The sequence below is a fragment of the Streptomyces sp. PTY087I2 genome (assembly GCF_001687325.1).
Lineage (GTDB): Bacteria > Actinomycetota > Actinomycetes > Streptomycetales > Streptomycetaceae > Streptomyces.
Map to the genome: position 1 here is coordinate 65250 of NZ_LZRD01000024.1, position 26990 is coordinate 92239.

Below are 26990 nucleotides of genomic sequence, written 5' to 3' on the forward strand. Positions count from 1 at the left end.
GTGAGGACATCTCTTCATGTACAAGCTCTTCTTCCGGCTGGTCTTCAAGCGGATGGACCCCGAGCAGGCCCACTACGCCGCCTTCCGCTGGATCCGCCTCGCCGCCCGGACCCCCGTCCTGCGCACCTTCGTCGCCGCCGCCCTCGCCCCTCGCCACAAGGAGCTGCGCACCGAGGCCCTCGGCCTGCGGATGCACGGCCCCTTCGGGCTCGCCGCCGGCTTCGACAAGAACGCCGTCGCGATCGACGGCATGGCGATGCTCGGCTTCGACCACATCGAGATCGGCACCGTCACCGGCGAACCGCAGCCCGGCAACCCCAAGAAGCGCCTCTTCCGGCTCGTCGCCGACCGCGCGCTGATCAACCGCATGGGCTTCAACAACGAGGGCTCCGCCGCCGTCGCCGCCCGCCTCGCCGCCCGTAACCCCGTCTTCCGTACCACGGTCGGCGTCAACATCGGCAAGACCAAGGTCGTCCCCGAGGCCGAGGCCGCCGCCGACTACGTGAAGTCCACCGAGGCGCTGGCCTCCCACGCGGACTACCTGGTCGTCAACGTCTCCTCGCCCAACACCCCCGGCCTGCGCAACCTCCAGGCCACCGAGTCGCTGCGCCCGCTGCTCACCGCCGTACGCGAGGCCGCCGACCGCACCGTCACCACCCGGCGCGTCCCGCTGCTCGTCAAGATCGCCCCGGACCTCGCGGACGAGGACGTCGACGCCGTCGCGGACCTCGCCGTGGAACTGGGCCTGGACGGCATCATCGCCACCAACACCACCATCGCCCGCGAGGGCCTCGGCCTGAAGTCGGGACCGGAGCTGCTGGGGGAGACCGGCGGACTCTCCGGCGCCCCCCTCAAGGCGCGCTCGCTGGAGGTCCTGAGCCGCCTGTACGCCCGCGTGGGGGACCGGATCACCCTGGTGGGCGTCGGAGGCATCGAGAACGCCGAGGACGCCTGGCAGCGCATCCTCGCCGGGGCCACCCTCGTCCAGGGCTACAGCGCCTTCATCTACGAGGGTCCCTTCTACGCCCGCGCGATCCACAAGGGTCTCGCCGCCCGGCTCGCCGCCTCCCCGTACACCACCCTCGCCGAGGCCGTCGGCGCCGAGACCCGGAAGAAGGCCGCCCTGTGACGCTCGAACCCTTCGGCGCCCGCCTGCGCCACGCCATGGACACCCGCGGGGCGCTCTGCGTCGGCATCGACCCGCACGCGTCCCTGCTCACCTCCTGGGGCCTCAACGACGACATCGCGGGCCTGGAGCGCTTCACGCGGACCGTCGTGGAGGCGCTGGCCGACCGGGTCGCCGTGCTCAAGCCGCAGTCCGCGTTCTTCGAGCGGTTCGGCTCGCGCGGCATCGCCGTCCTGGAGAAGGCCGTCGAGGAGGCCCGCGCCGCCGGGGCCCTCGTCCTGATGGACGCCAAGCGCGGCGACATCGGCTCCACCATGGGCGCCTACGCGGCGACCTACCTGGACAAGGACTCGCCGCTCTTCTCCGACGCGGTCACCGTCTCCCCGTACCTCGGCTTCGGCTCGCTGCGCCCGGCGCTGGACGCCGCCGCCGTCTCCGGCGCGGGCGTCTTCGTCCTCGCCCTCACCTCCAACCCGGAGGGCGCCGAGGTCCAGCGGGCCACGGCCGCCGACGGCCGCTCGCTCGCCCAGCTGATGCTCGACCACATGGCCGCCGAGAACGAGGGGGCCACCCCGCTCGGCTCGGTCGGCGCGGTGGTCGGCGCGACGCTCGGCGACGCGGGGGTGGACCTGGCGATCAACGGGCCGCTGCTCGCGCCCGGCATCGGCGCCCAGGGAGCGACCCCGGCGGATCTTCCGGCGGTGTTCGGCGACGCGGTGGGCAACGTGGTGCCCAGCGTGAGCCGGGGCGTGCTGCGCCACGGCCCGGACGCGTCCGGGCTGCGCGAAGCAGCCGAACGGTTCGCGGACGAGATCCGCGCCGCCGTATCCGGCAGTTGACCCTGACACGTTTACAGCGTGTTGACGAATTACTGACGAGAAACCTGGTCGATATGTCGGGAAAATCCTGGTCGGCCACAGCTGACCAGGACTTTTCGTCTGTTCTCGCTGACTACAGCGGCCCTTGCCGCTAGTCTCCGTCGAAGAGCGGCCGAGCACAGTGTGTTTCGTCGCTCACCTGGTGGGGTGGCGTCCAGCTTCCCCGCCGGTCCGTATCCGACAGATCGACATCCGAGGTGACGTAGGCGTGGCTCTTCCGCCCCTTACCCCTGAACAGCGCGCAGCCGCGCTCGAAAAGGCCGCCGCGGCTCGCCGGGAGCGGGCCGAGGTCAAGAATCGACTCAAGCACTCCGGCGCCTCCCTCCACGAGGTCATCAAGCAGGGCCAGGAGAACGACGTCATCGGGAAGATGAAGGTCTCCGCACTGCTGGAATCCCTGCCGGGCGTCGGCAAGGTCCGCGCCAAGCAGATCATGGAGCGTCTCGGCATCTCCGAGAGCCGCCGGGTCAGGGGTCTCGGCTCCAACCAGATCGCATCCCTGGAGCGTGAGTTCGGCGGCAGTCCCGCCTGACGTTCTCAGGCACTCCTGGGAACCTGGATAATCGCTCCATGGCTGCAACATCCCGGGGGACGTCCCCCGTACCCCCGGACGTACGTCCGCGGCTGACCGTGCTCTCCGGCCCCTCGGGGGTCGGCAAGAGCACGGTCGTCGCCCATATGCGCTCCGTGCACCCCGAGGTCTGGCTCTCCGTGTCGGCGACGACACGCAAGCCGCGCCCCGGGGAGCGCAACGGCGTCCACTACTTCTTCGTGGACGACGAGGAGTTCGACAAGCTCATCGCCAACGGCGAGCTGCTGGAGTGGGCCGAGTTCGCGGGCAACCGCTACGGCACACCCCGCCGGGCCGTGCTGGACCGCCTGGAGGCGGGCGAGCCGGTCCTGCTGGAGATCGACCTCCAGGGTGCCCGGCTGGTCCGCCAGTCGATGGACGACGCGCGTCTGGTCTTCCTGGCCCCGCCGAGCTGGGAGGAGCTGGTGCGCCGGCTCACCGGCCGGGGCACCGAGGCGCCCGAGGTCATCGAGCGCCGGCTCGCCGCCGCCAAGGTCGAGCTGGCCGCCGAGGCGGAGTTCGATACGACGCTCGTCAACACCTCCGTCGAGGATGTGGCACGCGAGCTGCTAGCCTTGATGCTTCAGGCCTAGATCCCGGCGATCGTCAAGATCACTCGGATCTTTGATCTACACCCCCTTCGGAAGGCAGAGAGTGTCCTCTTCCATCACCACGCCCGAGGGCATCATCAACCCGCCGATTGATGAGCTCCTCGAGGCCACCGACTCGAAGTACAGCCTGGTGATCTACGCGGCCAAGCGTGCCCGTCAGATCAACGCGTACTACTCGCAGCTCGGTGAAGGCCTCCTCGAGTACGTCGGTCCGCTCGTCGACACCCACGTGCACGAGAAGCCGCTGTCGATCGCGCTCCGCGAGATCAACGCGGGCCTGCTGACCTCCGAGGCCATCGAGGGCCCCGCGCAGTAACGCAGCAGCACCGCAGCACCTTCACTCCAGGCCCGGCGGCCCGTCCGCCGGGCCTGAGGTGTGTCCGGGGCCAGGTGAACGGGCCGCGCGCGGTGAGGCAGCATGGGACGCACATATTGCCGTTACGGTGCCGAGTGCGGGGAGACGCAGTGGACAAGCCGAAGGTGGTCCTGGGGGTCAGCGGGGGCATCGCCGCCTACAAGGCGTGCGAGCTGCTGCGCCGGCTGACCGAGTCCGGCCACGACGTACGGGTCGTCCCGACCGCCGCGTCGCTCCACTTCGTGGGGGCGGCCACCTGGTCGGCGCTCTCCGGGCACCCGGTCTCCGACGAGGTCTGGCAGGACGTCCACGAGGTCCCGCACGTGCGGATCGGGCAGGGCGCCGACCTCGTGGTGGTCGCCCCGGCCACCGCGGACATGCTGGCCAAGGCCGCCCACGGGCTCGCCGACGACCTGCTCACCAACACGCTCCTGACCGCCCGCTGTCCGGTGGTCTTCGCCCCCGCCATGCACACCGAGATGTGGGAGCACCCGGCCACCCAGGAGAACGTCGCCACCCTGCGCCGCCGGGGCGCGGTCGTCATCGAGCCCGCCGTCGGGCGGCTCACCGGCGTCGACACCGGCAAGGGTCGGCTGCCCGATCCCGGCGAGATCTTCGAGGTCTGCCGCCGGGTGCTGGCGCGCGGGGTTCCCGAGTCCGACCTCGCGGGCCGCCATGTCGTGATCAGCGCCGGAGGCACCCGCGAGCCGCTCGACCCGGTGCGCTTCCTGGGCAACCGCTCCTCCGGCAAGCAGGGGTACGCGCTGGCGCGCACCGCCGTGGCCCGGGGGGCCCGGGTCACCCTGATCGAGGCCAACACCGGGCTGCCCGACCCGGCCGGGGCCGACGTCCTGCGGGTCGGCACGGCCGTCCAGCTGCGCGAGGCCGTGCTGAAGGCCGCCGCCGACGCGGACGCCGTGGTGATGGCGGCCGCGGTGGCCGACTTCCGTCCCTCCGAGTACGCCACCGGCAAGATCAAGAAGAAGGACGGCGAGGAGGCGCCCGCGCTCAGCCTCGTCCGTAACCCGGACATCCTCGCCGAGGTCTCCAAGGAGCGGGCGCGGCCGGACCAGATCGTCGTCGGATTCGCCGCCGAGACCGACGACGTGCTGGCCAACGGCCGTGCCAAGCTCCGCCGCAAGGGCTGCGACCTCCTCGTGGTCAACGAGGTGGGGGAGCGCAAGACCTTCGGCTCGGAGGAGAACGAGGCGGTCGTCCTCGCCGCCGACGGCCAGGAGACGCCGGTGCCGTACGGACCCAAGGAAGCGCTTGCCGACACGGTCTGGGATCTGGTTTCAGGAAGGTTCCAGCCGATTTCATAATCAACCCTCCGGGCGAGTGAAATCGCCCCATAAGGCACAAAATGGCGGCCGGGAAGGGTGGATTGTCCTACTGGTGACCCACGTGGCGCACGTCACGAACCTCCCAAAGGGCGAGACACCTGGCCCGGTCGCCGGAAGTGACCGATAAACTGGCCGACGGTACGCGCCGAGCGCAGCTCTCGGACGTACCACCCATGATCAGCCAGCAGCCGCTGCAACCCCAGGGAGCGATGTGTCCCGCCGTCTCTTCACCTCGGAATCTGTCACCGAGGGTCACCCCGACAAGATCGCTGACCAGATCAGCGACACGATTCTCGACGCGCTCCTGAGCGAGGACCCCTCCTCGCGTGTCGCCGTCGAGACCTTGATCACCACCGGTCTGGTGCATGTCGCGGGCGAGGTCACCACCAAGGCCTACGCCGACATCCCCAACCTCGTGCGCAACAAGGTTCTGGAGATCGGCTACGACTCCTCCAAAAAGGGCTTCGACGGTGCTTCCTGTGGCGTCTCGGTGTCGATCGGCGCGCAGTCGCCGGACATCGCGCAGGGCGTCGACACCGCGTACGAGAAGCGGGTCGAGGGCGATGAGGACGAGCTCGACAAGCAGGGCGCGGGTGACCAGGGCCTGATGTTCGGCTACGCCTGCGACGAGACCCCGGAGCTCATGCCGCTCCCGATCCACATCGCGCACCGCCTCTCCCGGCGGCTGTCCGAGGTGCGGAAGAACGGGACCATCCCGTACCTGCGCCCGGACGGCAAGACCCAGGTCACCATCGAGTACGACGGTGACAAGGCGGTCCGGCTGGACACGGTGGTCGTCTCCTCGCAGCACGCCTCGGACATCGACCTGGACTCGCTGCTCGCGCCCGACATCCGCGAGTTCGTCGTCGAGCACGTGCTCGCGCAGCTCGTCGAGGACGGCATCAAGCTGGACACCGAGGGCTACCGCCTCCTGGTGAACCCGACCGGCCGCTTCGAGATCGGCGGCCCGATGGGCGACGCCGGCCTGACCGGCCGCAAGATCATCATCGACACCTACGGCGGCATGGCCCGCCACGGCGGCGGCGCCTTCTCGGGCAAGGACCCGTCCAAGGTGGACCGCTCGGCTGCGTACGCGATGCGCTGGGTCGCGAAGAACGTCGTGGCCGCCGGTCTCGCCGCCCGCTGCGAGGTCCAGGTCGCGTACGCGATCGGCAAGGCCGAGCCGGTGGGTCTCTTCGTCGAGACCTTCGGCACCGCCGCGGTCGACACCGAGAAGATCGAGAACGCGATCGGCGAGGTCTTCGACCTCCGCCCGGCCGCGATCATCCGCGACCTCGACCTGCTCCGCCCGATCTACGCGCAGACCGCCGCGTACGGCCACTTCGGCCGGGAGCTCCCCGACTTCACCTGGGAGCGCACCGACCGCGTGGACGCGCTGCGCGCGGCCGCGGGTCTGTAGAGGCACGTAAAGCATCAGCAGTGAGCGACGGCGGGGCCCGGACACCGAACGCGGTGGCCGGGCCCCGCTGCCGTGCCCCCGCGACGGTCGGCGCGCTCCGGACTGTCCGTGCCCTCTGGTAGGAATGCAGCTGTGAGCAGCGAGAACGAGCGGTCCGCCGAACCGGATGCCGGGGCGCCGGAGCAGCTTGCGCTGATCCGGGAGACCGTGCGCCGGGCCAAGGTGCCGCGCGCCAAGCCGCGGACCTGGCGCGGCGCGCCCCTCGCCGAGGAGCTGCCCGTCGCCCGCGTCCTGGTCAACAAGGGCGTCCTCCACCTCGACCAGTATTTCGACTACGCGGTGCCCCAGGAGCTGGACGCCGACGCACAGCCGGGCGTCCGGGTCCGGGTCCGGTTCGGGGCCGGCGGGCGCAACGTCCAGGGCGGGCGGCGCGAGGGCGGCGGCCTGATCGACGGCTTCATCGTCGAGCGCCGCGCCGACTCCGACTACCGGGGCGCGCTGGCCGCCCTCGCCTCCGTGGTCTCCCCGGAGCCGGTCCTCGGGCCCGAGCTGCTCGCCCTCTGCCGCGCCGTCGCCGACCGGTACGCGGGCAGCCTCGCCGACGTCCTCCAGCTCGCCGTCCCGCCCCGCAACGGCCGCGCCGAGGCCAAGCCCTCCCCGGACCCGCTGCCGCCGCCCCCGCCGCCGGAGCCGGGCACCTGGGAGCGGTACGGGCAGGGCCCGGCCTTCCTGCGCGCCCTGGCCGACGGCGGCGCCCCGCGCGCGGTGTGGACCGCCCTGCCCGGACCGCACTGGCCCGCGGAGATCGCCGGAGCCGTCGCGGCGACGCTCTCCTCCGGGCGCGGCGCCCTCGTCGTCGTCCCGGACGGCCGGGCCGCCGCACGGGTCGACGCGGCCCTCACCGAAGCCCTCGGCGCGGGGAGGCACGCCCTGCTGACCGCCGAATCCGGCCCCGAGAAGCGCTACCGCCAGTGGCTCGCGGTACGCCGGGGCTCGGTGCGGGCGGTCGTGGGCACCCGCGCCGCCATGTTCGCCCCCGTCCGCGACCTCGGCCTCGTCGTCGTCTGGGACGACGGCGACTCCAGCCACAGCGACGACAACGCCCCCTTCCCGCATGTCCGCGAGGTCCTGGAGCTGCGGGCGGCCCAGGGCCGCTGCGGCTTCCTCCTCGGCGCCACCGGCTGCACGGTCGAGGCCGCCCAGCTCGTCGAGAGCGGCTGGGCGCTCCCGCTCCTCGCGGACCGCGAGCGGCTGCGCCGGGCCGCGCCCCTCATCCGTACGGTCGGGGACGGCGAGCTGGCCCGGGACGGGGCCGCCCGCTCCGCCCGGCTGCCCAGCCTCGCCTGGGGCGCCGTACGCGACGGTCTGCGCACCGGACCGGTGCTGATCCAGGTCCCCCGGCGGGGTTACGCTCCCCGCCTCGCCTGCGAACGCTGCCGCACCCCCGCCCGCTGCCGGCACTGCGCTGGCCCTCTGGAGGCCCCGGACCAGCAGGATCTGAACTGCGCCTGGTGCGGGCAGGCCGAGCGGGCCTGGAGCTGCGCGGAGTGCGGTTCCACCCGGCTGCGCGCCCGGATCGTCGGCGCCCGCCGCACCGCGGAGGAGCTGGGCCGGGCCTTTCCCGCCGTGCCCGTCCGCACCTCGGGGCGCGACCACATCCTCGACGCGGTGCCCGACGCCCCGGCCCTGGTCGTCTCCACACCCGGCGCGGAGCCCGTCGCCGATGGCGGGTACGCGGCGGCCCTGCTGCTGGACGGCTGGGCCATGCTCGGGCGGCCCGATCTGCGCGCGGGGGAGGAGGCGCTGCGCCGGTGGCTGGCGGCGTCGGCGCTGGTGCGGGGGCAGGAGGAGGGCGGCACGGTGGTGATCGTGGCCGAGCCGACGGAGCGGGCGGTGCAGGCGCTGGTCCGCTGGGATCCGGCGGGGTTCGCCCGGCGGGAGCTGGCGGAACGGGCCGAGCTGGGCTTCCCGCCCGTCTCCCGGATGGCCTCGGTGACCGGCCCGCCCGAGGCTCTGGCCACCTTCCTCCGGACCGCCGGACTGCCGCCGGAGGCCGAGATCCTGGGCCCGGTGCCGGCCCCTTCGGCCGCGCCCGGAAGAGCCCGCAGGCCGGGGGACGCGCCGCCGGGCGAGACCTGGGAGCGGGCCCTGATCCGGGTGGTCCCGGGGCGCGGGGCGGCGCTGGCCCGCGCCCTCAAGAAGGCGCTCGCGGCCCGTACGGCGAAGGGGGCGGGCGACCCGATCCGGATCAGGATCGATCCGCCGGACATTGGGTGAGCCGGTGCCCGCGGGTTGTATGTCCGCCCGTCTGGGCCCGGGCCCAGACGGGCGGACAAGGGACTGCCCCGCCGTGCGACCGGCACGGTGGGGCAGAAGGGCGTGACGTACGGTCAGCCGTTGCGCGGGCCCGGGAAGGCGCCGGGGCGCAGCTCCTCGCGGGCCGACTGCGGGGCTGTCGACGGCTGCGGCGGCATCGAGCGGGCCGCCGGGACCGAGGGCACCGGGGAGCCGGACCCCTTGGCGGAGGATCCGGTGAGGCCGGTGCCGACGGAGACCGGGCGCGGCGTGGCCGTGTTCTCGCCGCCCGTCTCGGCGGCGGGCTGCGGGGTGGCGCGGCGCGCTCCGTAACGGCGGTGAACGGCCTGCTTGGTGACACCGAGGGCGGAGCCCACCGCGTCCCAGGAGAAGCCCAGCGAGCGGTCGAAGTCCACCGCGGCCGTCACCAGGGTCTCGACGCTGTCCCGCAGCTCCTGCGCGAGGCGGACGGTGGGGGCCGGGGCCCTGCCGTAGACGACGAAGCCCGCGGAAGGGCCGGAGCGGCGCGGACGGTAGACATTGCCCAGCTGGGCGGTGAGGGTGCGCAGCGCGTCCACCTGCCGCCTGACCCGCTCGATGTCCCGCACCAGAAGATGCAGACTGGCCCGCGCTTGGGCGTCGTGCGTTGCGTGGTCGGCCATGAAGAAGCCTCTCGAACCGGCGTTGAAAGGGATCGGGCCGCAATCGGGGCGGCCCGCTTCGGTCAATCTCCTTTGACCAACGCCCGAGCCGGGTATGTGGTCACGCTATCGGGGCGTATGTGCATATGCACGGGGCGTGCGCGGCGCACGTACGCCCCCTGGTCGCCGCCCCCGCGTAAGGGATCGCCGCCCCCCCGCGTGAGGGAGCTGCCGTCCGCGTAAGGGAGCGGCCGGACCCGGTCCGATCCGAGACCCTAGACTGGTGTGCTGCTCGTCACCGTACGTCTTGGCCCGAGAGGCAGTCAGCCACCCATGAAGCTCGTCTTCGCCGGCACCCCCGAAGTCGCCGTCCCCGCCCTGGACGCCCTGATCGCCTCCGACCGCCATGAGGTGGCCGCCGTCGTGACCCGTCCCGACGCCCCCGCAGGGCGGGGCCGCCGACTCGTCGCGAGCCCGGTGGCCGAGCGGGCGGAGGAGGCCGGGATCGAGGTGCTCAAGCCCGTGAAGCCCCGGGACGAGGAGTTCCTCGCCCGGCTGCGCGAGATCGCCCCGGACTGCTGCCCGGTCGTCGCCTACGGCGCCCTGCTGCCCAAGGCCGCCCTCGACGTGCCCGCCCGGGGCTGGGTCAACCTGCACTTCTCGCTGCTGCCCGCCTGGCGGGGCGCGGCCCCCGTGCAGCACTCCCTGATGGCCGGGGACGAGGTGACCGGCGCGTCGACCTTCCTGATCGAGGAGGGCCTGGACTCCGGCCCGGTCTACGGCGTCCTCACGGAGGAGATCCGGCCCACCGACACCAGCGGCGATCTGCTCACCCGGCTCGCCTTCGCCGGGGCCGGGCTGCTCGCCGCCACCATGGACGGCATCGAGGACAACACCCTGCACGCCGTGCCCCAGCCGCACGAGGGCGTCACGCTGGCCCCGAAGATCACCGTCGAGGACGCCCAGGTCCAGTGGTCCGACCCCGCCCTGCGGGTCGACCGGGTGGTGCGCGGCTGCACCCCGGCCCCCGGCGCCTGGACCCTGTTCCGCGGCGAGCGGCTCAAGCTGATCCAGGCGACCCCCGTCCTGGACCGTACGGACCTGGCCCCCGGCGAGCTGTCGGCCGCCAAGAACAACGTGTACGTGGGCACCGGCTCGCACGCCGTCGAGCTGCTGTGGGTCCAGCCGCAGGGCAAGAAGCCGATGCGGGCCGCCGACTGGGCGCGCGGCGTCCGCATCGCCCACGGCGAGCTGCTGGGCCTGTAGCGGGCTTCCGGGGCCCGGGGCGGCGTTCCGCGAGCCCCGGGCTGCCGTTCGGGCGGCCGCGGACAGCGTCGTACGCTGGGAGGGTTCGCCCCTTGACCTTCAGCACCTTCAGCGGAGCACCTTTCACGTGAACGACCAGCCGCGTCGCCGTCCCGCCAAGCCTCACCGCCGTCCCAAGAAGGACCCGGTCCGCTTCCTCGCCTTCGAGGCGCTGCGGGCCGTCGACGAACGGGACGCGTACGCCAACCTCGTGCTGCCCCCGCTGCTGAAGAAGGCCCGCGCCAAGGGCGACTTCGACGGCCGGGACGCGGCGCTGGCGACCGAGCTGGTCTACGGGACGCTGCGCCGCCAGGGCACGTACGACGCGATCGTGGCGGCCTGCATCGACCGGCCGCTGCGCGAGGTCGACCCGCCGGTCCTGGACGTCCTGAACATGGGCGTCCACCAGCTGCTCGGCACCCGTATCCCCACCCACGCGGCCGTCTCCGCCAGTGTGGAGCTGGCCCGGGTGGTGCTGGGGGAGGGGCGTGCGAAGTTCGTCAACGCGGTGCTGCGCAAGGTCACCGCGCACGATCTCGACGGCTGGGTGGAGAAGGTCGCCCCGCCGTACGACGAGGACGCCGAGGACCACCTCGCGGTCGTCCACTCCCACCCCCGCTGGATCGTCTCCGCCCTCTGGGACGCGCTGGGCGGCGGCCGGGCCGGCATCGAGGACCTCTTGGAGGCGGACAACGAGCGGCCCGAGGTGACCCTGGTAGCCCGCCCCGGCCGCTCCACCACCGAGGAGCTGGTCAAGGCTCTGGGCGAGGACAACTCCCTGCCCGGCCGCTGGTCCCCGTACGCCGTCCGGATGGCCGAGGGCGGCGAGCCCGGTGCGCTGGAGGCCGTCCGGGAGAGCCGGGCGGGCGTCCAGGACGAGGGCAGCCAGCTCGTCGCCGCCGCCCTGGCCGCCGTCCCCGTCGAGGGTCGTGACACCCGCTGGCTGGACGGCTGCGCGGGTCCCGGCGGCAAGGCCGCCCTGCTCGCGGCGCTGGCCGCCGAACGCGGCGCGACGCTGCTCGCCGCCGAGAAGCAGCCGCACCGCGCCCGGCTGGTCGAGCGCGCGCTCGCCGGCAACCCCGGCCCGTACCAGGTGATCACCGCCGACGGCACCCGCCCGCCGTGGCTGCCCGGCACCTTCGACCGCGTCCTGATGGACGTGCCCTGCTCCGGCCTCGGCGCGCTGCGCCGCCGCCCGGAGTCCCGCTGGCGGCGGCGCGCCGAGGACCTGGAGGCCTTCGCCCCGCTCCAACGCGGCCTGCTGCGCGAGGCGTTGAAGGCCGTACGGGTCGGCGGTGTGGTCGGTTACGCCACCTGCTCGCCGCATCTCGCAGAGACCCGCGTGGTCGTCGAGGACGTGCTCAAGGGGCGCGGCGGGGAGCCGGTCGAGGCGGAGTGGATCGACGCCCGCCCGCTGCTGCCCGGGGTGTCCGCCCTGGGCGAGGGGCCCGACATCCAGCTCTGGCCGCATCTGCACGGCACGGACGCGATGTATCTGGCTCTGCTGCGCCGGACCGGCTGAATATCACCGCGTCAGCGCGCCCGCCCGTACGGTAAAAGAACGGCAAAGCGCTGGCAAAATGCCCAGAATGTGCGGACTGTGAGGGCTGTGTGAGGCTTCGGAGGGCATCGAGTCGGGGAACCGGCCGGAGACGTGGCAGGCTTGGGTCATGGCGCAGATCAACCCCAGCATCCTGTCCGCCGATTTCGCGCGTCTCGCCGAGGAGGCGAAGGCCGTCGAAGGCGCGGACTGGCTCCATGTCGATGTCATGGACAACCACTTCGTGCCCAACCTGACCCTCGGCGTGCCGATCGTCGAGGCGCTGAGCAAGGCGACGGACACCCCGCTGGACTGCCACCTCATGATCGAGGACGCGGACCGCTGGGCCCCGCAGTACGTCGAGGCCGGCGCCGGGTCCGTCACCTTCCACGCCGAGGCCGCCGCGGCTCCGGTGCGCCTCGCGCGGGAGATCCGGGCGAAGGGGGCGCGCGCCTCGATGGCGCTCAAGCCCGCGACGCCCATCGAGCCGTACGAGGACCTGCTCCCCGAGCTGGACATGCTGCTGATCATGACGGTCGAGCCGGGCTTCGGCGGGCAGGCCTTCCTGGACATCATGCTGCCGAAGATCCGCCGCACCCGGGAGCTGATCGGCAAGCACGGTCTCGAACTGTGGCTCCAGGTCGACGGCGGCGTCTCGGCCTCCACCATCGAGCGCTGCGCCGAGGCCGGAGCCGATGTCTTCGTGGCCGGATCCGCGGTCTACGGGGCGGCGGACCCGGCGGCGGCGGTGCGGGACCTGCGGGCCCTGGCGGACGTGGCGACGGCCGCGGCCCCCTGGGCATGCGACCACTGAACCAAGGGCAGATGAACGCGGTCCGACAGGGCCGATCAAGGATCGCCGGATCTGACAGGATGAACGGCGTATCGGGCGTGTGAACAGCAGTGAGGAGATCGCGGTGTCTGGCATCTCGGCGGGTCGGTCAGCCATGCGGATGGGACCCGCGGAGCTGGTGCAGGCGGCGGCCATGGCCCGCCGGTTCTACCTGGAGGGCAAGTCCAAGATCCAGATCGCCGAGGAGTTCGGCGTGAGCCGCTTCAAGGTGGCCCGGGTCCTGGAGACCGCCCTCGAACGCGATCTCGTACGCATCGAGATCCGGGTCCCGGCCGAGCTGGACGCCGAACGCTCCGACGCCCTGCGCGCCCGCTACGGGCTGCGGCACGCGGTGGTCGTCGAATCCCCGGCCGAGGAACAGGACGACGCCCCCGACCCGGAGAACCTGGGCGAGGTCGCGGCCGACCTCCTGGGCGAACTGGTGGCCGAGGGCGATGTGCTCGGCCTGGCCTGGGGCCGCTCCACCATCCACATGGCGGCCGCCCTCGACCGGCTCCCGCCGTGCACGGTCGTCCAGCTGACCGGGGTGTACGACGCGGGCACCGCCGAGCGCGGCTCGGTCGAGGCGGTCCGCCGGGCCGCCCAGGTCTCCGGCGGCGAGGCCCACCCCATCTACGCCCCCATGCTGCTGCCCGACCCCGCGACGGCCGCCGCGCTGCGCGACCAGACGGGCATCGCCCGCGCCTTCGAGTACTTCGACAAGGTCACCGTCGCCGCCGTCTCCATCGGCTCCTGGGAGCCGGGCATCTCCACCGTCCACGACATGCTCTCGGACGAGGAGCGCGCCCACTACGCCTCGCTCGGCGTCGCCGCCGAGATGTCCGCGCACCTCTTCGACGCCGAGGGCCGCCGGGTCGGGCGCGACCTCGGGGAGCGCTGCATCACCGTGGAGGCGGACCGGCTGCGCCGGATCCCCGAGGTGGTCGCGATCGCGGGCGGCCAGCGCAAGGCGGCGGCGATCGGCGCGGTGCTCCGCTCCGGCCTGGTCACCAGCCTGGTCACGGACACCGCCGCGGCCGACTATCTGCTCACCGAGTCCGCGGCGGGCGTCCGCCCGGCGCTGGAGCGGGCCGACCCCGACGGCGAGTGACCCCGAGAACGCGCTGAGGGCCGTGCACCCCGCAAGGTGCACGGCCCTCGGTCCTTGCTACTCCCTCAGCCGGCCGGGGGAGCCTTGGCCGCGCACGGGGCGGGGGCGGCGGCCTCGGTGCGCGCGTGCGGGACGCCCAGCACCGTCTCCTCCAGATACTCCTCGGGCTCCTCGTACTGCCCCACGTCCGCCGGGTTGTAGCGGGGCGTCTGGCGCGACCAGTCCAGGTTGCCGCGCATCCAGCTCCGCATCCCGTCCAGGTAGGGCACCAGCAGCCCGGACAGCTCCGGATACAGCTCCAGCAGCTCGTCCTCGGCGGTCAGGAACCGCTCGGTCTCCATCGCGAGCCGCTCCGCGACGTGGTCCAGCGCCTGCTGCTCCCCGAGGCCCCGGTGGTGGCGGACCAGGTGGACGAGGTTGTGGATCTCGCCGAGCACCTGCTCCTTCTCGAAGGAGTACACGTCGTTCGCCCAGCAGACGTGGTTGCACGCGGCTTCCAGGGCGGTGATGAAGCGGGGGTCGTTGTGGAGCGACTCCGGGGCCTCGATGCCCGCCACGATCTCTATGAGGTCCATGCAGACGTGGATGGCCCCGGTGTGCCGCCGCTTGGCGATGTACGTCTCCTCCGAGGGCACCACGTCCTCGGCGCGATTGCCCGCCTCCCAGGTCGTGGCGGTCGTGAGGTAGGTGACCAGATGCCAGGCGAACCGGGTCCGCCAGTGCGGGGCCGCGTTCGGTGTCGTACGTTTCCACAGATCGGCCAGGGCGGTCACGGCGGCCGGGACCTCTTCCCCCGGCAGCGGCTCGGGGGCGGAGCCGTCGACCACGGCGCGCATCCGTTCGACCACACTTCTCACCCGGTCGGGTGAACGGCCGAGGTGGCCGTCGTCGAGCTGGTCGTCGACCAGGAAGAGCCAGACGAACCAGTCGGCCACCAGATCGAGGTGTTCCTCGTCGGCCGTCGGGTAGACCATGCCGACGAACGCCCCGAAATCGGCTTGTTCGAATCGGTTCCTCGCGGACTCGCGATGGACCAGACCCGTCGCTCTGGTCCAGGCGTCCAGATGCCCCCGGGTGTGCCCCACGTGCGGGTTGGTCCGCTGCGGGAACGGGCAGTAGATGTCCGGCAGTTCGCTGTCCACAGGCGGATCGGGATCCTCTCCGGTCATACGGTGTGCCCAGGGTTGCCGACGAGCCGGATCGACGCTTCCGACACCCCCGAGACCTGCGGCTTTGAAGCTACCTGACCCCTTGTCACCCGGTCCAGGGATGGTGATCACGAATGATTCGAATACCGTTCGGGTACAGTCCGTGGGTAAGGCAGGTTCACTTGCCCGGGACCCCCGGCCGCCTCTTCGGAGGATCAGACGAACACGGGGGTCTTTTGCTGTGTCTTCGGGGAAACGACCTGCGCGGTTTCGTATGAAAAAATGAGTCTTATGCGTTTTCTTGAGCCGGGTACCGGTCGCTACACAGAGTCCCCCGCGGTCCCGTACGACCTCACGTACGACGACGTCTTCATGGTCCCCGGCCGCTCCGCGGTCGGCTCCCGCCAGGGCGTGGACCTCTCGTCGCCCGACGGAACCGGCACCACCATCCCGCTCGTGGTCGCCAACATGACCGCCATCGCGGGCCGCCGGATGGCCGAAACCGTCGCCCGCCGCGGCGGCCTCGTCGTCATCCCCCAGGACATCCCGATCGAGGTCGTCACCGACGTCATCTCCTGGGTCAAGACGCGTCACCTCGTCCTCGACACCCCGATCGAGCTGGCCCCCGGCCAGACCGTCGCCGACGCGCTCTCGCTGCTGCCCAAGCGGGCGCACGGCGCGGGCGTCGTCGTCGACGCCGACCGCCGCCCCGTCGGTGTCGTCACCGAGCACGACCTCAGCGGCGTCGACCGCTTCACCCAGCTCTCCGAGGTCATGTCCAAGGACCTCGTGCTGCTGGACGCCGACATCGACCCGCGCGACGCCTTCAACAAGCTCGACGGCGCCAACCGCAAGCTCGCCCCCGCGGTCGACGCCGACGGCCGCCTCGTCGGCATCCTCACCCGCAAGGCCGCCCTGCGCGCCACGCTCTACACCCCCGCCACCGACGCCGAGGGCAAGCTGCGCATCGCGGCCGCCGTCGGTATCAACGGCGACGTGGCCGGCAAGGCCAAGCAGCTCCTGGACGCGGGCGCCGACGTCCTCGTCGTGGACACCGCCCACGGCCACCAGGAATCCATGATCAGCGCGGTGAAGGCCGTGCGGGCCCTCGACCCGCGGGTGCCGATCGTCGCGGGCAACATCGTCGCCGCCGAGGGCGTGCGTGATCTGATCGAGGCGGGCGCCGACATCATCAAGGTCGGCGTCGGCCCCGGCGCCATGTGCACCACCCGGATGATGACCGGCGTCGGCCGCCCGCAGTTCTCCGCCGTCCTGGAGTGCGCCGCCGAGGCGAAGAAGCACGGCAAGCACGTCTGGGCGGACGGCGGCGTCCGGCACCCGCGAGACGTCGCCATGGCGCTCGCCGCCGGCGCGTCCAACGTGATGATCGGCTCCTGGTTCGCGGGCACGTACGAGTCGCCCGGCGACCTCCAGCAGTCCGCCGACGGCCGCTTCTACAAGGAGTCCTTCGGGATGGCCTCGGCCCGCGCCGTGAAGAACCGCACCTCGGACGAGTCCGCCTACGACCGCGCCCGCAAGGCGCTCTTCGAGGAGGGCATCTCCACCTCGCGGATGTTCCTCGACCCGGCCCGCCCGGGCGTCGAGGACCTGATCGACTCGATCATCGCGGGCGTCCGCTCCTCCTGCACCTACGCCGGCGCCGGCTCGCTGGCGGAGTTCGCCGAGAAGGCGGTCGTCGGCGTCCAGAGCGCCGCCGGTTACGCCGAGGGCAAGCCGCTGCACGCCAGCTGGAGTTGATACCCCGAGCGCCGCAACGACCCCGCCCCCTCCGGCTGTTCCACGCCGGAGGGGGCGGGGTCGTTTCCGGCCTGCCCGCGTGGCCGGGGACGCGCTTCAACTCTGTTGAAAACTAAGTAATATGAACCGCACTCAGCTGCCTGCCTCTCTGCGGTAAGGGATCTCATGTCCTTCTTCACTGACCTGGCCCACCAGTACATCGACGGCGAGTGGAGGCCGGGGAAGGGGTCCTGGGACATCATCGACTTCAACCCGTTCGACGGGGAGAAGCTCGCCTCGATCCCGGTCGCCACCGCCGACGAGGTCGACCAGGCCTACCGGGCCGCCGAGCGCGCCCAGCAGGCGTGGGCGGACACCAACCCGTACAGCAGGCGGGCCGTCCTGGAGAAGGTGCTCGGCATCGTCGAGGAGCGCGAGCAGGAGATCGGCGAGGCGATCGTCGCCGAGCTCGGCGGCACCCGGCTGAAGGCCGGCTTCGAACTGCACCTGGCCAAGGAGTTCCTCCGCGAGGCGATCCAGCTCGCCCTGCGCCCCGCAGGCCAGATCCTCCCCTCGCCGACCGAGGGCAAGGAGAACCGCGTCTACCGCGTGCCCGCCGGTGTCATCGGCGTGATCAGCCCGTTCAACTTCCCCTTCCTGCTCTCCCTGAAGTCCGTCGCGCCCGCGCTGGCCCTCGGTAACGCCGTCGTCCTCAAGCCGCACCAGAACACCCCGATCTGCGGCGGCACCCTGCTCGCCAAGGTCTTCGAGGACGCCGGGCTGCCCGCCGGGCTGCTGAACGTCGTGATCACCGACATCGCGGAGATCGGCGACACCCTGCTGGAGCACCCCATTCCGCAGATCATCTCCTTCACCGGTTCGGACAAGGTCGGCCGCCACGTCGCCACCGTCTGCGCCCAGAACCTCAAGCGCGCCGTCCTCGAACTCGGCGGCAACAGCGCCCTGATCGTGCTCGACGACGCGGATGTGGACTACGCCGTCGACGCGGCGGTCTTCAGCCGGTACGTCCACCAGGGCCAGGTCTGCATGGCCGCCAACCGCATCCTGGTCGACCGCGCGGTGGAGGCCGAGTTCACCGAGAAGTTCGTCGCCAAGGTCGCATCGCTCACCGTCGGCGACCCCGCCGACCCGGCCACCCAGATCGGCCCGCTGATCAACTCCTCGCAGGCCGAGTCCGTCTCCAAGCTCGTCGACCAGACCGTGGCGGCCGGGGCGACGGCCCTCCTGCACGGCCGCGCCGACGGCAACCTCGTCAGCCCCTCCGTGCTGACCGGCCTCGCCGCCGACTCGCCCGTCCTGCACCAGGAGATCTTCGGGCCCGTCGCCCTGCTGATCCCCTTCGACGGCGAGGACGAGGCCGTCCGCATCGCCAACGACACCCCGTACGGCCTCAGCGGCGCCGTCCACACCGGCAACATCGAGCGCGGCGTACGGATCGGGCAGCGCATCCACACCGGCATGATCCACATCAACGACGGCACCGTCCACGACGAGCCGATCGTCCCCTTCGGCGGCGAGAAGAGCTCCGGTCTCGGCCGGCTCAACGGCGACTCGATGATCGAGGCCTTCACCACCCAGAAGTGGATCTCCATCCAGCACGGCCGCTCGCGGTTCCCCTTCTGACGGCCGGTTCCGCCGCTCCGGGCGCGCCCGGAGCGGCGGCCCGTGGTCTACTGCGGGAGGCGGCACGCACCGCCTCCCGCAAGCCGACCCACCGCAGAGATAGTGAACCGCCCGACGTGCGCCTGAACGACCTCGACGAACGCATCGTCCACGCCCTCGCCGAAGACGCCCGGCGCTCCTACGCCGACATCGGCGCCCTCGTCGGCCTCTCCGCCCCCGCCGTGAAACGCCGCGTCGACCGGCTGCGCGCCGAGGGCGCGATCACCGGCTTCACCGTGCGGGTCGACCCGGCGGCGCTCGGCTGGGAGACCGAGGGGTTCATCGAGATCTATTGCAGCCGCAACACCTCCCCGGACGCGATCAAGCAGGGCCTCGCCCGCTACCCGGAGATCGCCTCGGCCTCCACGGTGACCGGCGAGGCGGACGCCGTGGTGCAGGTCTTCGCCGCCGACATGCGCCACTTCGAACAGGTCCTGGAGCGCATCGCGGGGGAGCCGTACGTGGAGCGTACGAAGTCGGTGCTGGTGCTCTCGCCGCTGCTGCGCCGGTACTCCGCGGAGGCCCCGCCGGCCTGAGACGGGTGGCGCACATCACCCCGCTGACCTGCGGTGATGCCCGACGCAACGATTCGCTGCCCGAGGCCCTTCCCGCGCAACGAATCAACGGTCGACGCGCAACGCTCGCGCCTTGTCCGGGCCGATCCGGGCCACGTACCTTCGATACGTCTCCCCACCCCGCCCGCACCGCCCGAGGTCAGCCATGCCGTCGTTGCGCACCGCCCTGCTCCAGAGCTCCGGACGGCCCGGCGCCGTCGCCGAGAACCTGAAGACGCTGGACGAGGCCGCCGCCCGGGCCGCCGGTGCCGGAGCACGGCTGCTGGTCGCCCCTGAGCTGTTCCTCACCGGATACGCCATCGGCGACGCCGTGCCCGTCCTGGCCGAGCCCGCCGACGGACCCGGCGCCGAAGCGATCGCCGAGATCGCCGTACGCCACGGCCTCGCCGTCCTCTACGGCTACCCGGAGCGCGACGGGGAGCGGATCTTCAACGCCTCCCAGCTCATCGCCCCCGACGGCGTCCGGCTCGCGAACTACCGCAAGACCCACCTGTTCGGCTGCTTCGAGCAGGAGTGGTTCACCCCCGGCGAGCGGACCGTCGTCCAGGCCGACCTCGACGGCATCCGCATCGGCCTGCTGATCTGCTACGACGTCGAGTTCCCCGAGAACGTCCGGGCGCACGCCCTGGCCGGCACCGATCTGCTGCTGGTGCCCACCGCGCAGATGCACCCCTTCCAGTTCGTCGCCGAATCCGTGGTCCCCGTACGGGCCTTCGAGAGCCAGATGTACGTGGCGTACGTCAATCGCACCGGCCCGGAAGGGGAGTTCGAGTTCGTCGGGCTCAGCTGCCTGGCCGGCCCCGACGGGGTGGTCCGCACCCGCGCCGGACGCGGCGAGGAACTCGTGATCGGCGAGGTGGACCCGGAGTTCCTGGCCGCCTCGCGCGCTGCCAACCCCTATCTCGCGGACCGCCGCCCCGGCCTCTACGGCTCCCTCGCCTGAGCCCCTCCTCTCCCCTGAACTTCCGTACCGCGCAAGGAGTCCGTACCCCATGACGTCCACGGTGCCCAACGCCGTCCAGCACACCGACGCGGCCGCCCCGCCGATCACCATGTTCGGGCCGGACTTCCCGTACGCGTACGACGACTTCCTCGCCCACCCGGCCGGGCTCGGCCAGATACCGGCGACCGAGCACGGCCAGGAGGTCGCCGTCATCGGCGGCGGTCTCTCCGGCATCATCGCCGCGTACGAGTTGATGAAGATGGGCCTCAAGCCCGTCGTCTACGAGGCCGACCAGATCGGCGGCCGGCTGCGCACCGTCGGCTTCGACGGCTGCGACGGCGACCTCACCGCCGAGATGGGCGCCATGCGCTTCCCGCCCTCGTCCACGGCGCTCCAGCACTACATCGACCTGGTGGGCCTCCAGACCCGGCCCTTCCCCAACCCGCTCTCCCCGGCCACGCCCTCCACCGTCGTGGACCTCAAGGGCGAGTCGCACTACGCCGAGACCATCGACGACCTGCCGCAGGTCTACCGTGACGTCGCCGAGGCCTGGAACGCCTGTCTGGAGGAGGGCGCCGACTTCTCCGACATGAACCGGGCGCTGCGTGAGCGCGACGTCCCGCGCATCCGGGAGATCTGGTCGCAGCTCGTCGAGCGGCTCGACAACCAGACCTTCTACGGCTTCCTCTGCGAGTCCGAGGCCTTCAAGTCGTTCCGGCACCGCGAGATCTTCGGCCAGGTCGGCTTCGGCACCGGCGGCTGGGACACCGACTTCCCCAACTCCATCCTGGAGATCCTGCGCGTCGTCTACACCGAGGCCGACGACCACCACCGCGGCATCGTCGGCGGCAGCCAGCAGCTCCCGCTGCGCCTGTGGGACCGCGAGCCGCAGAAGATCGTCCACTGGCCGCTCGGCACCTCGCTGTCCTCCCTGCACGGCGGTGAGCCGCGCGGCGCGGTGACCCGGCTGACCCGTACGGCGGGCAACCGCATCACGGTCACCGACGCCACCGGCGACATCCGCACCTTCCGGGCTGCCGTCTTCACCGGCCAGTCCTGGCTGCTGCTCTCCAAGATCGACTGCGATGACGCGCTCTTCCCGATCGACCACTGGACGGCGATGGAGCGCACCCACTACATGGAGTCGTCCAAGCTGTTCGTCCCGGTCGACCGGCCGTTCTGGCTGGACAAGGACGAGACCACCGGCCGCGACACCATGTCGATGACGCTCACCGACCGGATGACCCGGGGGACGTACCTCCTGGACGACGGTCCTGACAAGCCCGCCGTCATCTGTCTCTCCTACACGTGGTGCGACGACAGCCTGAAGTGGCTGCCGCTCTCCCCGAAGGAGCGCATGGAGGTCATGCTCAAGTCGCTCGGCGAGATCTACCCGAACGTCGACATCCGCAGCCACATCATCGGCAACCCGGTCACCGTCTCCTGGGAGAACGAGCCCTGGTTCATGGGCGCGTTCAAGGCCAACCTGCCCGGCCACTACCGCTACCAGCGGCGGCTGTTCACCCACTTCATGCAGGACCGGCTGCCCGAGGACAAGCGGGGCATCTTCCTCGCCGGGGACGACATCTCCTGGACGGCCGGCTGGGCCGAGGGCGCCGTGCAGACCGCGCTGAACGCGGTGTGGGGCGTCATGCACCAGTTCGGCGGGGCGACGGACGCGACCAACCCCGGCCCCGGCGACGTCTTCGACGAGATCGCCCCGGTCGAGCTTCCGGAGGACTGAGCCCCGGGAGCGTACCGATGGACTGAGTCCCGAGCGTACCGACGCGGGCGTCAGCGGCAGGGGGTGAGCAGGAGCCGCCCCACCAGCCCCGCGCCCGCGTCGGTCCGCTGCCTGAACTCCTCGGCCAGCGAAGGGAATCCGCGCAGCCGCCAGAGCACCCGGGCCGCCGACCAGGCCGCCTCGCGGGCCCGCTCCAGGCTCCAGGAACTCACCAGATGGGTCAGTGGATCCGCGATCTCCAACAGGTCGGGCCCCGGCATCAGTTCGTCGTGGATCCGCTCCTCCAGCAAGGCGAGGAGATCGCCCACGCGCTCGAACTCCCCTTCCAGGTCCGGCGGATCGCAGCCGAGCGTACGACAGGTGTCCACCAGCGCCAGGACCAGATCGTGGCCCACGTGCGCCTGGAGACCGCTCAGCGCGAACTGCACCGGACGTACGCCGGGATGACGGCGGCAGGGGAGCAGCGGGCGCCAGCACTCCGGCGGCCGCCCGCCCGCCGTGGCCGTATCGGCGGCCGACAGATAGTGCCCGGCGCAGCGTACGCCCAGCAGGGCGGCGGCTTCCCGGCCGTCGGGCCCGCCCCGGCCGAGGTTCGGTTCGGCCGTCTCCAGGACCTCCAGATAGACCCGGTTGAAGACCGCCACCCCCTCCCCGGACGGCCAGCGGGACCGCAATTCCCGCATATGTTCGATCACCGGTGAGGTGCCCGCCGACGGGCCGCCGACCCCGGCCGCTCCTGCGAACTGCTCGATCTGCGTCATGCGCGGAGCGTCCCAGCCTTAGGCTCGCCACGGCGCCGACCGGCCCGAGTATTCATCGGAACGGACGAACAGCGGTGCCGGAAAAGGGGATCGAGGAGTGCCGGGCACCCGCGTACGACGCCGCACCGCTCACCGTGAACGCCGCCGCGCGGCCCGCCGCCACGCCCTGCTCGCCGTCGCCTCGGCGGTCGTGGCGATCGGCGCGACGGCCGGGCTGATCGACGCGGGCCACCAGGACGGGCGCGACACGGCCCGTCCCGAACCGACGCCCTCGCCGCTCCTCCAGCCCCTCCCCGCGATCCCCACGCCGACGCCCACGGCCCCCGCCCCGTCCGCCTCATCGACGCGCCCCGCTCCGGCACCGTCGCCCTCACGCACCACGGCCCGCCCGAGCGCCGCACCGCCGCCCGCGCCCGCCCGGTCGACGGCGCCCGCACCCGCGCCCCTCAGCGGCCTCTTCCGGCACCCGCGCTCCCAGGTCCTGGACTGGGTGCGGGCGAACCCCGACGACCCGCGCCGCCCGGTCATCGAGTCCCGGATCGCGGCGCAGCCCGCCGCCGTCTGGTTCGCCGCCCACAACCCGGGCGAGATAGCCGGGCAGGTCCGCGAGGTCACCCGGGGCGCGGCCGCCGCGGGCCGGACCCCGGTGCTCGTCCCGTACGCGATACCCGACCGGGACTGCGGCGGCGCGTCCCAGGGCGGCGCCCCGGACCTCGCGGCGTACGACGCGTGGATACGGGAGTTCGCCCAGGGGCTCGGCGCGGGTCCGGCGATCGTGATCCTGGAACCGGACGCCATCGCCCTGTCCGACTGCCTCACCGCCTCGGAACGGGCCGCCCGTTTCGCCTCGCTGGCCCGCGCCGGACGCACTCTGCGCACAGCCAATCCGCGGGCCCGGGTCTACTTCGACGGCGGCCACTCGGGCTGGCACACCCCCGCGAAACAGGCCGCCGCGCTCCGGACCGCCGGGGCCGCCACCGACGGCGACGGCATCTTCACCAACGTGTCCAACTTCCACCGCACCGCCGACGAGACCGCCTACGCCCGCCGGGTCCTCGCCGCACTCGGCGGCCCGGCCGGCCTCGGCGCGGTGATCGACACCAGCCGCAACGGCAACGGAGCACCGGCCGCCGGCCAGTGGTGCGACCCGGCGGGCCGGGCCCTGGGGCAGCCCCCGACGACGAGCACCGGCGAGGCCCGGATCGACGCGTACCTGTGGGTGAAGCTGCCGGGGGAGTCCGACGGCTGCTCGGGCGCGGCGGGCTCCTTCACCCCGGAGTACGCCTACGCCTTGGCCACCGGGTGAGCCCCGGCCGCCCCCGTACGGCCTTCAGCCCTTCTCGGGCCCCGGCTTCTCGTCGTACGCCGACGTCCCCGAATCCAGCAGCGGTTCCTGCGACTTGAGGTGCGCCGGGGCGAAGGCCCGCAGCACGTGGTAGCCGGTGATCACGACGAGCGTGCCGAGCGCGATGCCGCCCAGCTCGAAGTTGTCGGTGATCTTCAGGCTGACCCCGCCGACGCCGATGATGATGCCCGCGGCGGCCGGGACCAGGTTGAGCGGATTGCGCAGGTCCACCCGGCCGTTGAGCCAGATCTGGGCGCCGAGCAGGCCGATCATCCCGTACAGGATCACCGTGATCCCGCCGAGCACCCCGCCCGGGATCGCGGCGACGACCGCGCCGAACTTCGGGCACAGACCGAAGAGCAGGGCGAAGCAGGCCGCCGCCCAGTACGCGGCCGTGGAGTAGACGCGAGTGGCGGCCATCACGCCGATGTTCTCGGAGTACGTGGTGTTGGGCGGGCCGCCCACGGCGGTGGAGAGCATGGAGGCCGCGCCGTCCGCCGCGATGGCGGTGCCGAGCTTGTCGTCCAGCGGGTCGCCGGTCATCTCGCCGACGGCCTTGACGTGTCCGGCGTTCTCCGCGACGAGCGCGATCACCACGGGCAGCGCCACCAGGATCGCCGACCACTCGAAGGCCGGGGCGTGGAAGGACGGCAGCCCGATCCAGTCGGCCTGGCCGACGGCCGAGAGGTCCAGGCGCCAGTGGTCGACGGCCTCGGCCCCGCCCGCCGGGGAGTGGATCTTCCCGAACACCAGGTCCAGCACCCACGACAGCACGTACCCGAAGACCAGCCCCAGGAAGATCGCGATCCGGGAGAGGAAACCGCGCAGGCACACCACGGCGAGGCCGGTGAACAGCATCACCGCCAGCGCCGTCCACTGGTCCTGCGGCCAGTACGTCGAGGCGGTCACCGGCGCCAGGTTGAAGCCGATCAGCATCACGACCGCGCCCGTCACCACCGGCGGCATCGCCGCGTGGATGATCCGCGCGCCGAACCGCTGCACGGCGAGACCCACCAGGAACAGCGCCGCGCCGACCACCAGCACCGCGCCCGTGACGGTCGCGCTGTCCCCGCCGCTCGCCCGGATCGTGGCCGCGACGCCGACGAAGGAGAGCGAGCAGCCCAGATAGCTGGGCACCCGGCCCTTGGTCGCCAGCAGGAAGATCGCGGTCGCGACACCCGACATCATGATCGCGAGGTTCGGGTCCAGGCCCATCAGGACCGGGGCGACGAACGACGCCCCGAACATCGCGACGACATGCTGGGCGCCGAGTCCGAACGTACGGGGCCAGGAGAGCCGTTCGTCGGGGCGCACCACCGCCCCGGGCTCGGGGGTCTTCCCGTCGCCGTGCAAGGTCCAGCGCACGCCGAGGCTCATGGTTGCTCCCTGAAGGTCTGCTCGGTGTGCCGACCGGTCTGCGACCCGGGGTTCGGTGTTCACCTGCGGAAAAGATCAGCGCCATGGTAGTGGTGCCCCCGGAGGCGGCCGCGCGGAGGTCACCCACCGCGCGCCGCCGCCGCGCCATGCCCGTACGGGGACGGGGCGCACCCGTACGCGAGCGGTCTTCCCGTCGCGTACGTCGTTTCCGTCGCGTACGCCGTCCCCGTCCGGCTCCGCGTCAGCTTCCGGCGGCGCTCTTCGTCGTCGTACCCCCGCCGACCGCCGATCCCGCGACCTTCCGGTCGGCCGACCGCAGCACCCCGGCGCCCAGCACCAGGCCGAAGGCCAGCGCGGTCACCACGCCGAACGACACCACCAGCGAGGTCGCCTCGGCCAGCGAGCCGATCGCGGAGGGGGCGATCAGACCGGAGGTGTACGTGATGGTGGCGACGCCCGCGATGGCCTGGCTCGGGTTCGGCCCGCTGCGCCCCGCCGCGGCGAAGGCCAGCGGGACCACGACCGCCACACCGAGGCCCAGCAGCCCGAAGCCGCACATCGCGACCGCGGGGGAGGGCGAGAGCACGACCAGCAGCCCGCCCGCGGTGGCCATCACTCCGCCGGTCCGCACCGTGCGGACCGCGCCGAACCGGTCGACGATCCGGTCCCCGGCGATCCTGGCCACCGCCATCGTCAGGGCGAACGCCGTGGTGGACGCGGCCGCGAGACCGTCCGAGCTGTCCAGGACGTCCCGCAGGTAGACCGCCGACCAGTCCAGGCTGGCCCCCTCGGCGAACACCGCGCAGAACCCGACCGCCCCGATGACCAGGGCCGACTTCGGTGGCAGCGTGAACCGCGGCGGCGGCTCCTCGTCCGTGCGGCTCTGGATGTCGAGGACGTCCCGGCAGGCGATCAGGCCCAGCGCCGTGAGCGCCAGGGCCGCGACGAGGTGGTGCAGCCGGGCGTCGGTCGCGGTGTGGGCGGCGACCGTGCCCGCCGCGGAACCGATCAGCGCGCCCACGCTCCACATGCCGTGCAGCCCCGACATGATCGACCTGTCGAGACGGTTCTCCACCTCGACGCCCAGCGCGTTCATGGCCACGTCGGACATGCCCGCCGTCGCCCCGTAGACGAACAGCGCGGCGCAGAGGGTGAGCAGGTTCGGTGCCAGCGCGGGCAGGATCAGCGCCAGCGTCCAGAGCGCCAGCAGCCCCCGCAGTGCGGTCCGGGCGCCGAACCGGTGGCTGATCCGGCCCGCCAGCGGCATCGCGATCGACGCGCCGATCGCCGGGAAGGCCAGCGCCAGGCCGAGCTGGCCCGCGCTCACCCCGGCGTGGTCCTGGATCCACGGCACCCGGGTCGCGAAGCTGCCGGTCACCGCCCCGTGGACGGTGAAGACCGCGGCGACGGCGATCCGCGCCCGCTTCACCTGCTGTGTGCTGTAGACCGTGACGGTCGTCGAGTCCTTCGTCATGCCGTCGAGCCCCTCCCCTGGGAATCCTCGGATGCCGGCCGGTCCGGCGCTGCCGCCGCTTTCGCCGCTTCCGTGTGGCGATGCGTGACGATGCGTCGCGTAAACTATCAGGAACCCTGCCTGATAAATAGTCGTTTCTCATCGGCCCGGAAAGCGGCCGGAAAGCGGCCGGAAA

General features: G+C 72.2%; 23 protein-coding genes. 18 read left to right on the top strand and 5 right to left on the bottom strand.

The features are described from left to right. The first annotated feature begins 16 nt into the window (after positions 1-16). The 8 genes from A3Q37_RS25990 (at position 17) to A3Q37_RS26025 (ending at position 8581) form a co-directional block, all read left to right on the top strand. Complete coding sequence (locus A3Q37_RS25990) at positions 17-1129, top strand: quinone-dependent dihydroorotate dehydrogenase (RefSeq protein ID WP_065488055.1); 1113 nt, start codon at positions 17-19, stop codon at positions 1127-1129. Further along, positions 1126-1965, top strand: a complete 840-nt coding sequence (gene pyrF, locus A3Q37_RS25995; protein WP_065488056.1) for an orotidine-5'-phosphate decarboxylase — start codon at positions 1126-1128, stop codon at positions 1963-1965. The genes A3Q37_RS25990 and pyrF overlap by 4 nt, the downstream gene beginning before the upstream one ends. Positions 1966-2212: 247 nt before the next feature. After that, entirely contained in the window at positions 2213-2536 is a 324-nt protein-coding gene (locus A3Q37_RS26000) for an integration host factor (RefSeq protein ID WP_003970367.1), read from the top strand. A 38-nt stretch (positions 2537-2574) separates the two neighbouring features. Next, entirely contained in the window at positions 2575-3168 is a 594-nt protein-coding gene (gene gmk, locus A3Q37_RS26005) for a guanylate kinase (RefSeq protein ID WP_053562000.1), read from the top strand. A 61-nt stretch (positions 3169-3229) separates the two neighbouring features. After that, positions 3230-3502: a DNA-directed RNA polymerase subunit omega gene (rpoZ, locus tag A3Q37_RS26010; protein ID WP_003970369.1), complete on the top strand. Its 273-nt coding sequence runs from the start codon at positions 3230-3232 to the stop codon at positions 3500-3502. A gap of 149 nt (positions 3503-3651) precedes the next feature. Next, positions 3652-4863 (top strand): bifunctional phosphopantothenoylcysteine decarboxylase/phosphopantothenate--cysteine ligase CoaBC, encoded by a 1212-nt coding sequence (coaBC, locus tag A3Q37_RS26015; RefSeq protein ID WP_065488057.1) that lies wholly within the window; start codon positions 3652-3654, stop codon positions 4861-4863. Between the two features lie 232 nt (positions 4864-5095). Further along, positions 5096-6304: a methionine adenosyltransferase gene (metK, locus tag A3Q37_RS26020; RefSeq protein WP_065488058.1), complete on the top strand. Its 1209-nt coding sequence runs from the start codon at positions 5096-5098 to the stop codon at positions 6302-6304. A gap of 132 nt (positions 6305-6436) precedes the next feature. Continuing rightward, on the top strand, positions 6437-8581 hold the full coding sequence (locus A3Q37_RS26025; RefSeq protein WP_065488059.1) for a primosomal protein N': 2145 nt from the start codon (positions 6437-6439) through the stop codon (positions 8579-8581). Between the two features lie 113 nt (positions 8582-8694). Here A3Q37_RS26025 and A3Q37_RS26030 read toward each other — a convergent pair whose 3' ends face one another. Further along, the gene (locus A3Q37_RS26030) at positions 8695-9261 is read right to left on the bottom strand and encodes a hypothetical protein (protein ID WP_065488060.1); all 567 of its coding nucleotides are present in this window, start codon (positions 9259-9261) and stop codon (positions 8695-8697) included. A 312-nt stretch (positions 9262-9573) separates the two neighbouring features. Here A3Q37_RS26030 and fmt point away from each other — a divergent pair, with 312 nt between their 5' ends. The 4 genes from fmt to A3Q37_RS26050 all read left to right on the top strand — a co-directional run bounded on the left by fmt (position 9574) and on the right by A3Q37_RS26050 (position 14028). After that, the gene (gene fmt / locus A3Q37_RS26035; RefSeq protein ID WP_065488061.1) at positions 9574-10506 is read left to right on the top strand and encodes a methionyl-tRNA formyltransferase; all 933 of its coding nucleotides are present in this window, start codon (positions 9574-9576) and stop codon (positions 10504-10506) included. Positions 10507-10633: 127 nt separating this feature from the next. Beyond that, on the top strand, positions 10634-12067 hold the full coding sequence (locus tag A3Q37_RS26040; protein WP_065488062.1) for an RsmB/NOP family class I SAM-dependent RNA methyltransferase: 1434 nt from the start codon (positions 10634-10636) through the stop codon (positions 12065-12067). A 148-nt stretch (positions 12068-12215) separates the two neighbouring features. Beyond that, positions 12216-12899, top strand: a complete 684-nt coding sequence (gene rpe / locus A3Q37_RS26045) for a ribulose-phosphate 3-epimerase (RefSeq protein ID WP_065488063.1) — start codon at positions 12216-12218, stop codon at positions 12897-12899. Between the two features lie 133 nt (positions 12900-13032). Then, on the top strand, positions 13033-14028 hold the full coding sequence (locus A3Q37_RS26050) for a sugar-binding transcriptional regulator (RefSeq protein ID WP_065488064.1): 996 nt from the start codon (positions 13033-13035) through the stop codon (positions 14026-14028). 65 nt (positions 14029-14093) lie between these two features. Here A3Q37_RS26050 and A3Q37_RS26055 read toward each other — a convergent pair whose 3' ends face one another. Beyond that, positions 14094-15170 (bottom strand): terpene synthase family protein, encoded by a 1077-nt coding sequence (locus tag A3Q37_RS26055; RefSeq protein ID WP_065488065.1) that lies wholly within the window; start codon positions 15168-15170, stop codon positions 14094-14096. Between the two features lie 297 nt (positions 15171-15467). On the opposite strand from A3Q37_RS26055, the gene A3Q37_RS26060 reads away from it, so the two are divergent. From A3Q37_RS26060 to A3Q37_RS26080, 5 genes are all read left to right on the top strand, one after another. Continuing rightward, positions 15468-16934 (top strand): GuaB1 family IMP dehydrogenase-related protein, encoded by a 1467-nt coding sequence (locus A3Q37_RS26060; RefSeq protein WP_065488066.1) that lies wholly within the window; start codon positions 15468-15470, stop codon positions 16932-16934. Positions 16935-17099: 165 nt separating this feature from the next. Further along, positions 17100-18557, top strand: coding sequence for an aldehyde dehydrogenase family protein (locus A3Q37_RS26065; RefSeq protein ID WP_065488067.1), 1458 nt, complete (start codon positions 17100-17102; stop codon positions 18555-18557). 116 nt (positions 18558-18673) lie between these two features. Next, a complete protein-coding gene (locus A3Q37_RS26070) occupies positions 18674-19132 on the top strand; it encodes an Lrp/AsnC family transcriptional regulator (RefSeq protein ID WP_065488068.1) in 459 nt (152 codons plus the stop codon). Positions 19133-19316: 184 nt separating this feature from the next. Beyond that, the gene (locus tag A3Q37_RS26075) at positions 19317-20114 is read left to right on the top strand and encodes a carbon-nitrogen hydrolase family protein (RefSeq protein WP_065488069.1); all 798 of its coding nucleotides are present in this window, start codon (positions 19317-19319) and stop codon (positions 20112-20114) included. A 49-nt stretch (positions 20115-20163) separates the two neighbouring features. After that, entirely contained in the window at positions 20164-21858 is a 1695-nt protein-coding gene (locus A3Q37_RS26080; protein ID WP_065488070.1) for an NAD(P)/FAD-dependent oxidoreductase, read from the top strand. A 50-nt stretch (positions 21859-21908) separates the two neighbouring features. Here the strand turns inward: A3Q37_RS26080 and A3Q37_RS26085 are convergent, their stop codons facing one another. Continuing rightward, a complete protein-coding gene (locus A3Q37_RS26085; protein ID WP_065488071.1) occupies positions 21909-22619 on the bottom strand; it encodes a DUF5995 family protein in 711 nt (236 codons plus the stop codon). Between the two features lie 97 nt (positions 22620-22716). Between A3Q37_RS26085 and A3Q37_RS26090 the strand changes: the two genes are divergently transcribed. Beyond that, positions 22717-23925, top strand: coding sequence for a glycoside hydrolase family 6 protein (locus A3Q37_RS26090; protein WP_065488072.1), 1209 nt, complete (start codon positions 22717-22719; stop codon positions 23923-23925). A gap of 24 nt (positions 23926-23949) precedes the next feature. Here the strand turns inward: A3Q37_RS26090 and A3Q37_RS26095 are convergent, their stop codons facing one another. Then, positions 23950-25341 carry a uracil-xanthine permease family protein gene (locus A3Q37_RS26095; protein ID WP_065488073.1) on the bottom strand — a complete coding sequence of 464 codons (1392 nt, stop codon included), beginning with the start codon at positions 25339-25341 and terminating at the stop codon, positions 23950-23952. 241 nt (positions 25342-25582) lie between these two features. Further along, positions 25583-26815 carry an MFS transporter gene (locus A3Q37_RS26100; RefSeq protein WP_065488074.1) on the bottom strand — a complete coding sequence of 411 codons (1233 nt, stop codon included), beginning with the start codon at positions 26813-26815 and terminating at the stop codon, positions 25583-25585. Positions 26816-26990: the final 175 nt, after the last annotated feature.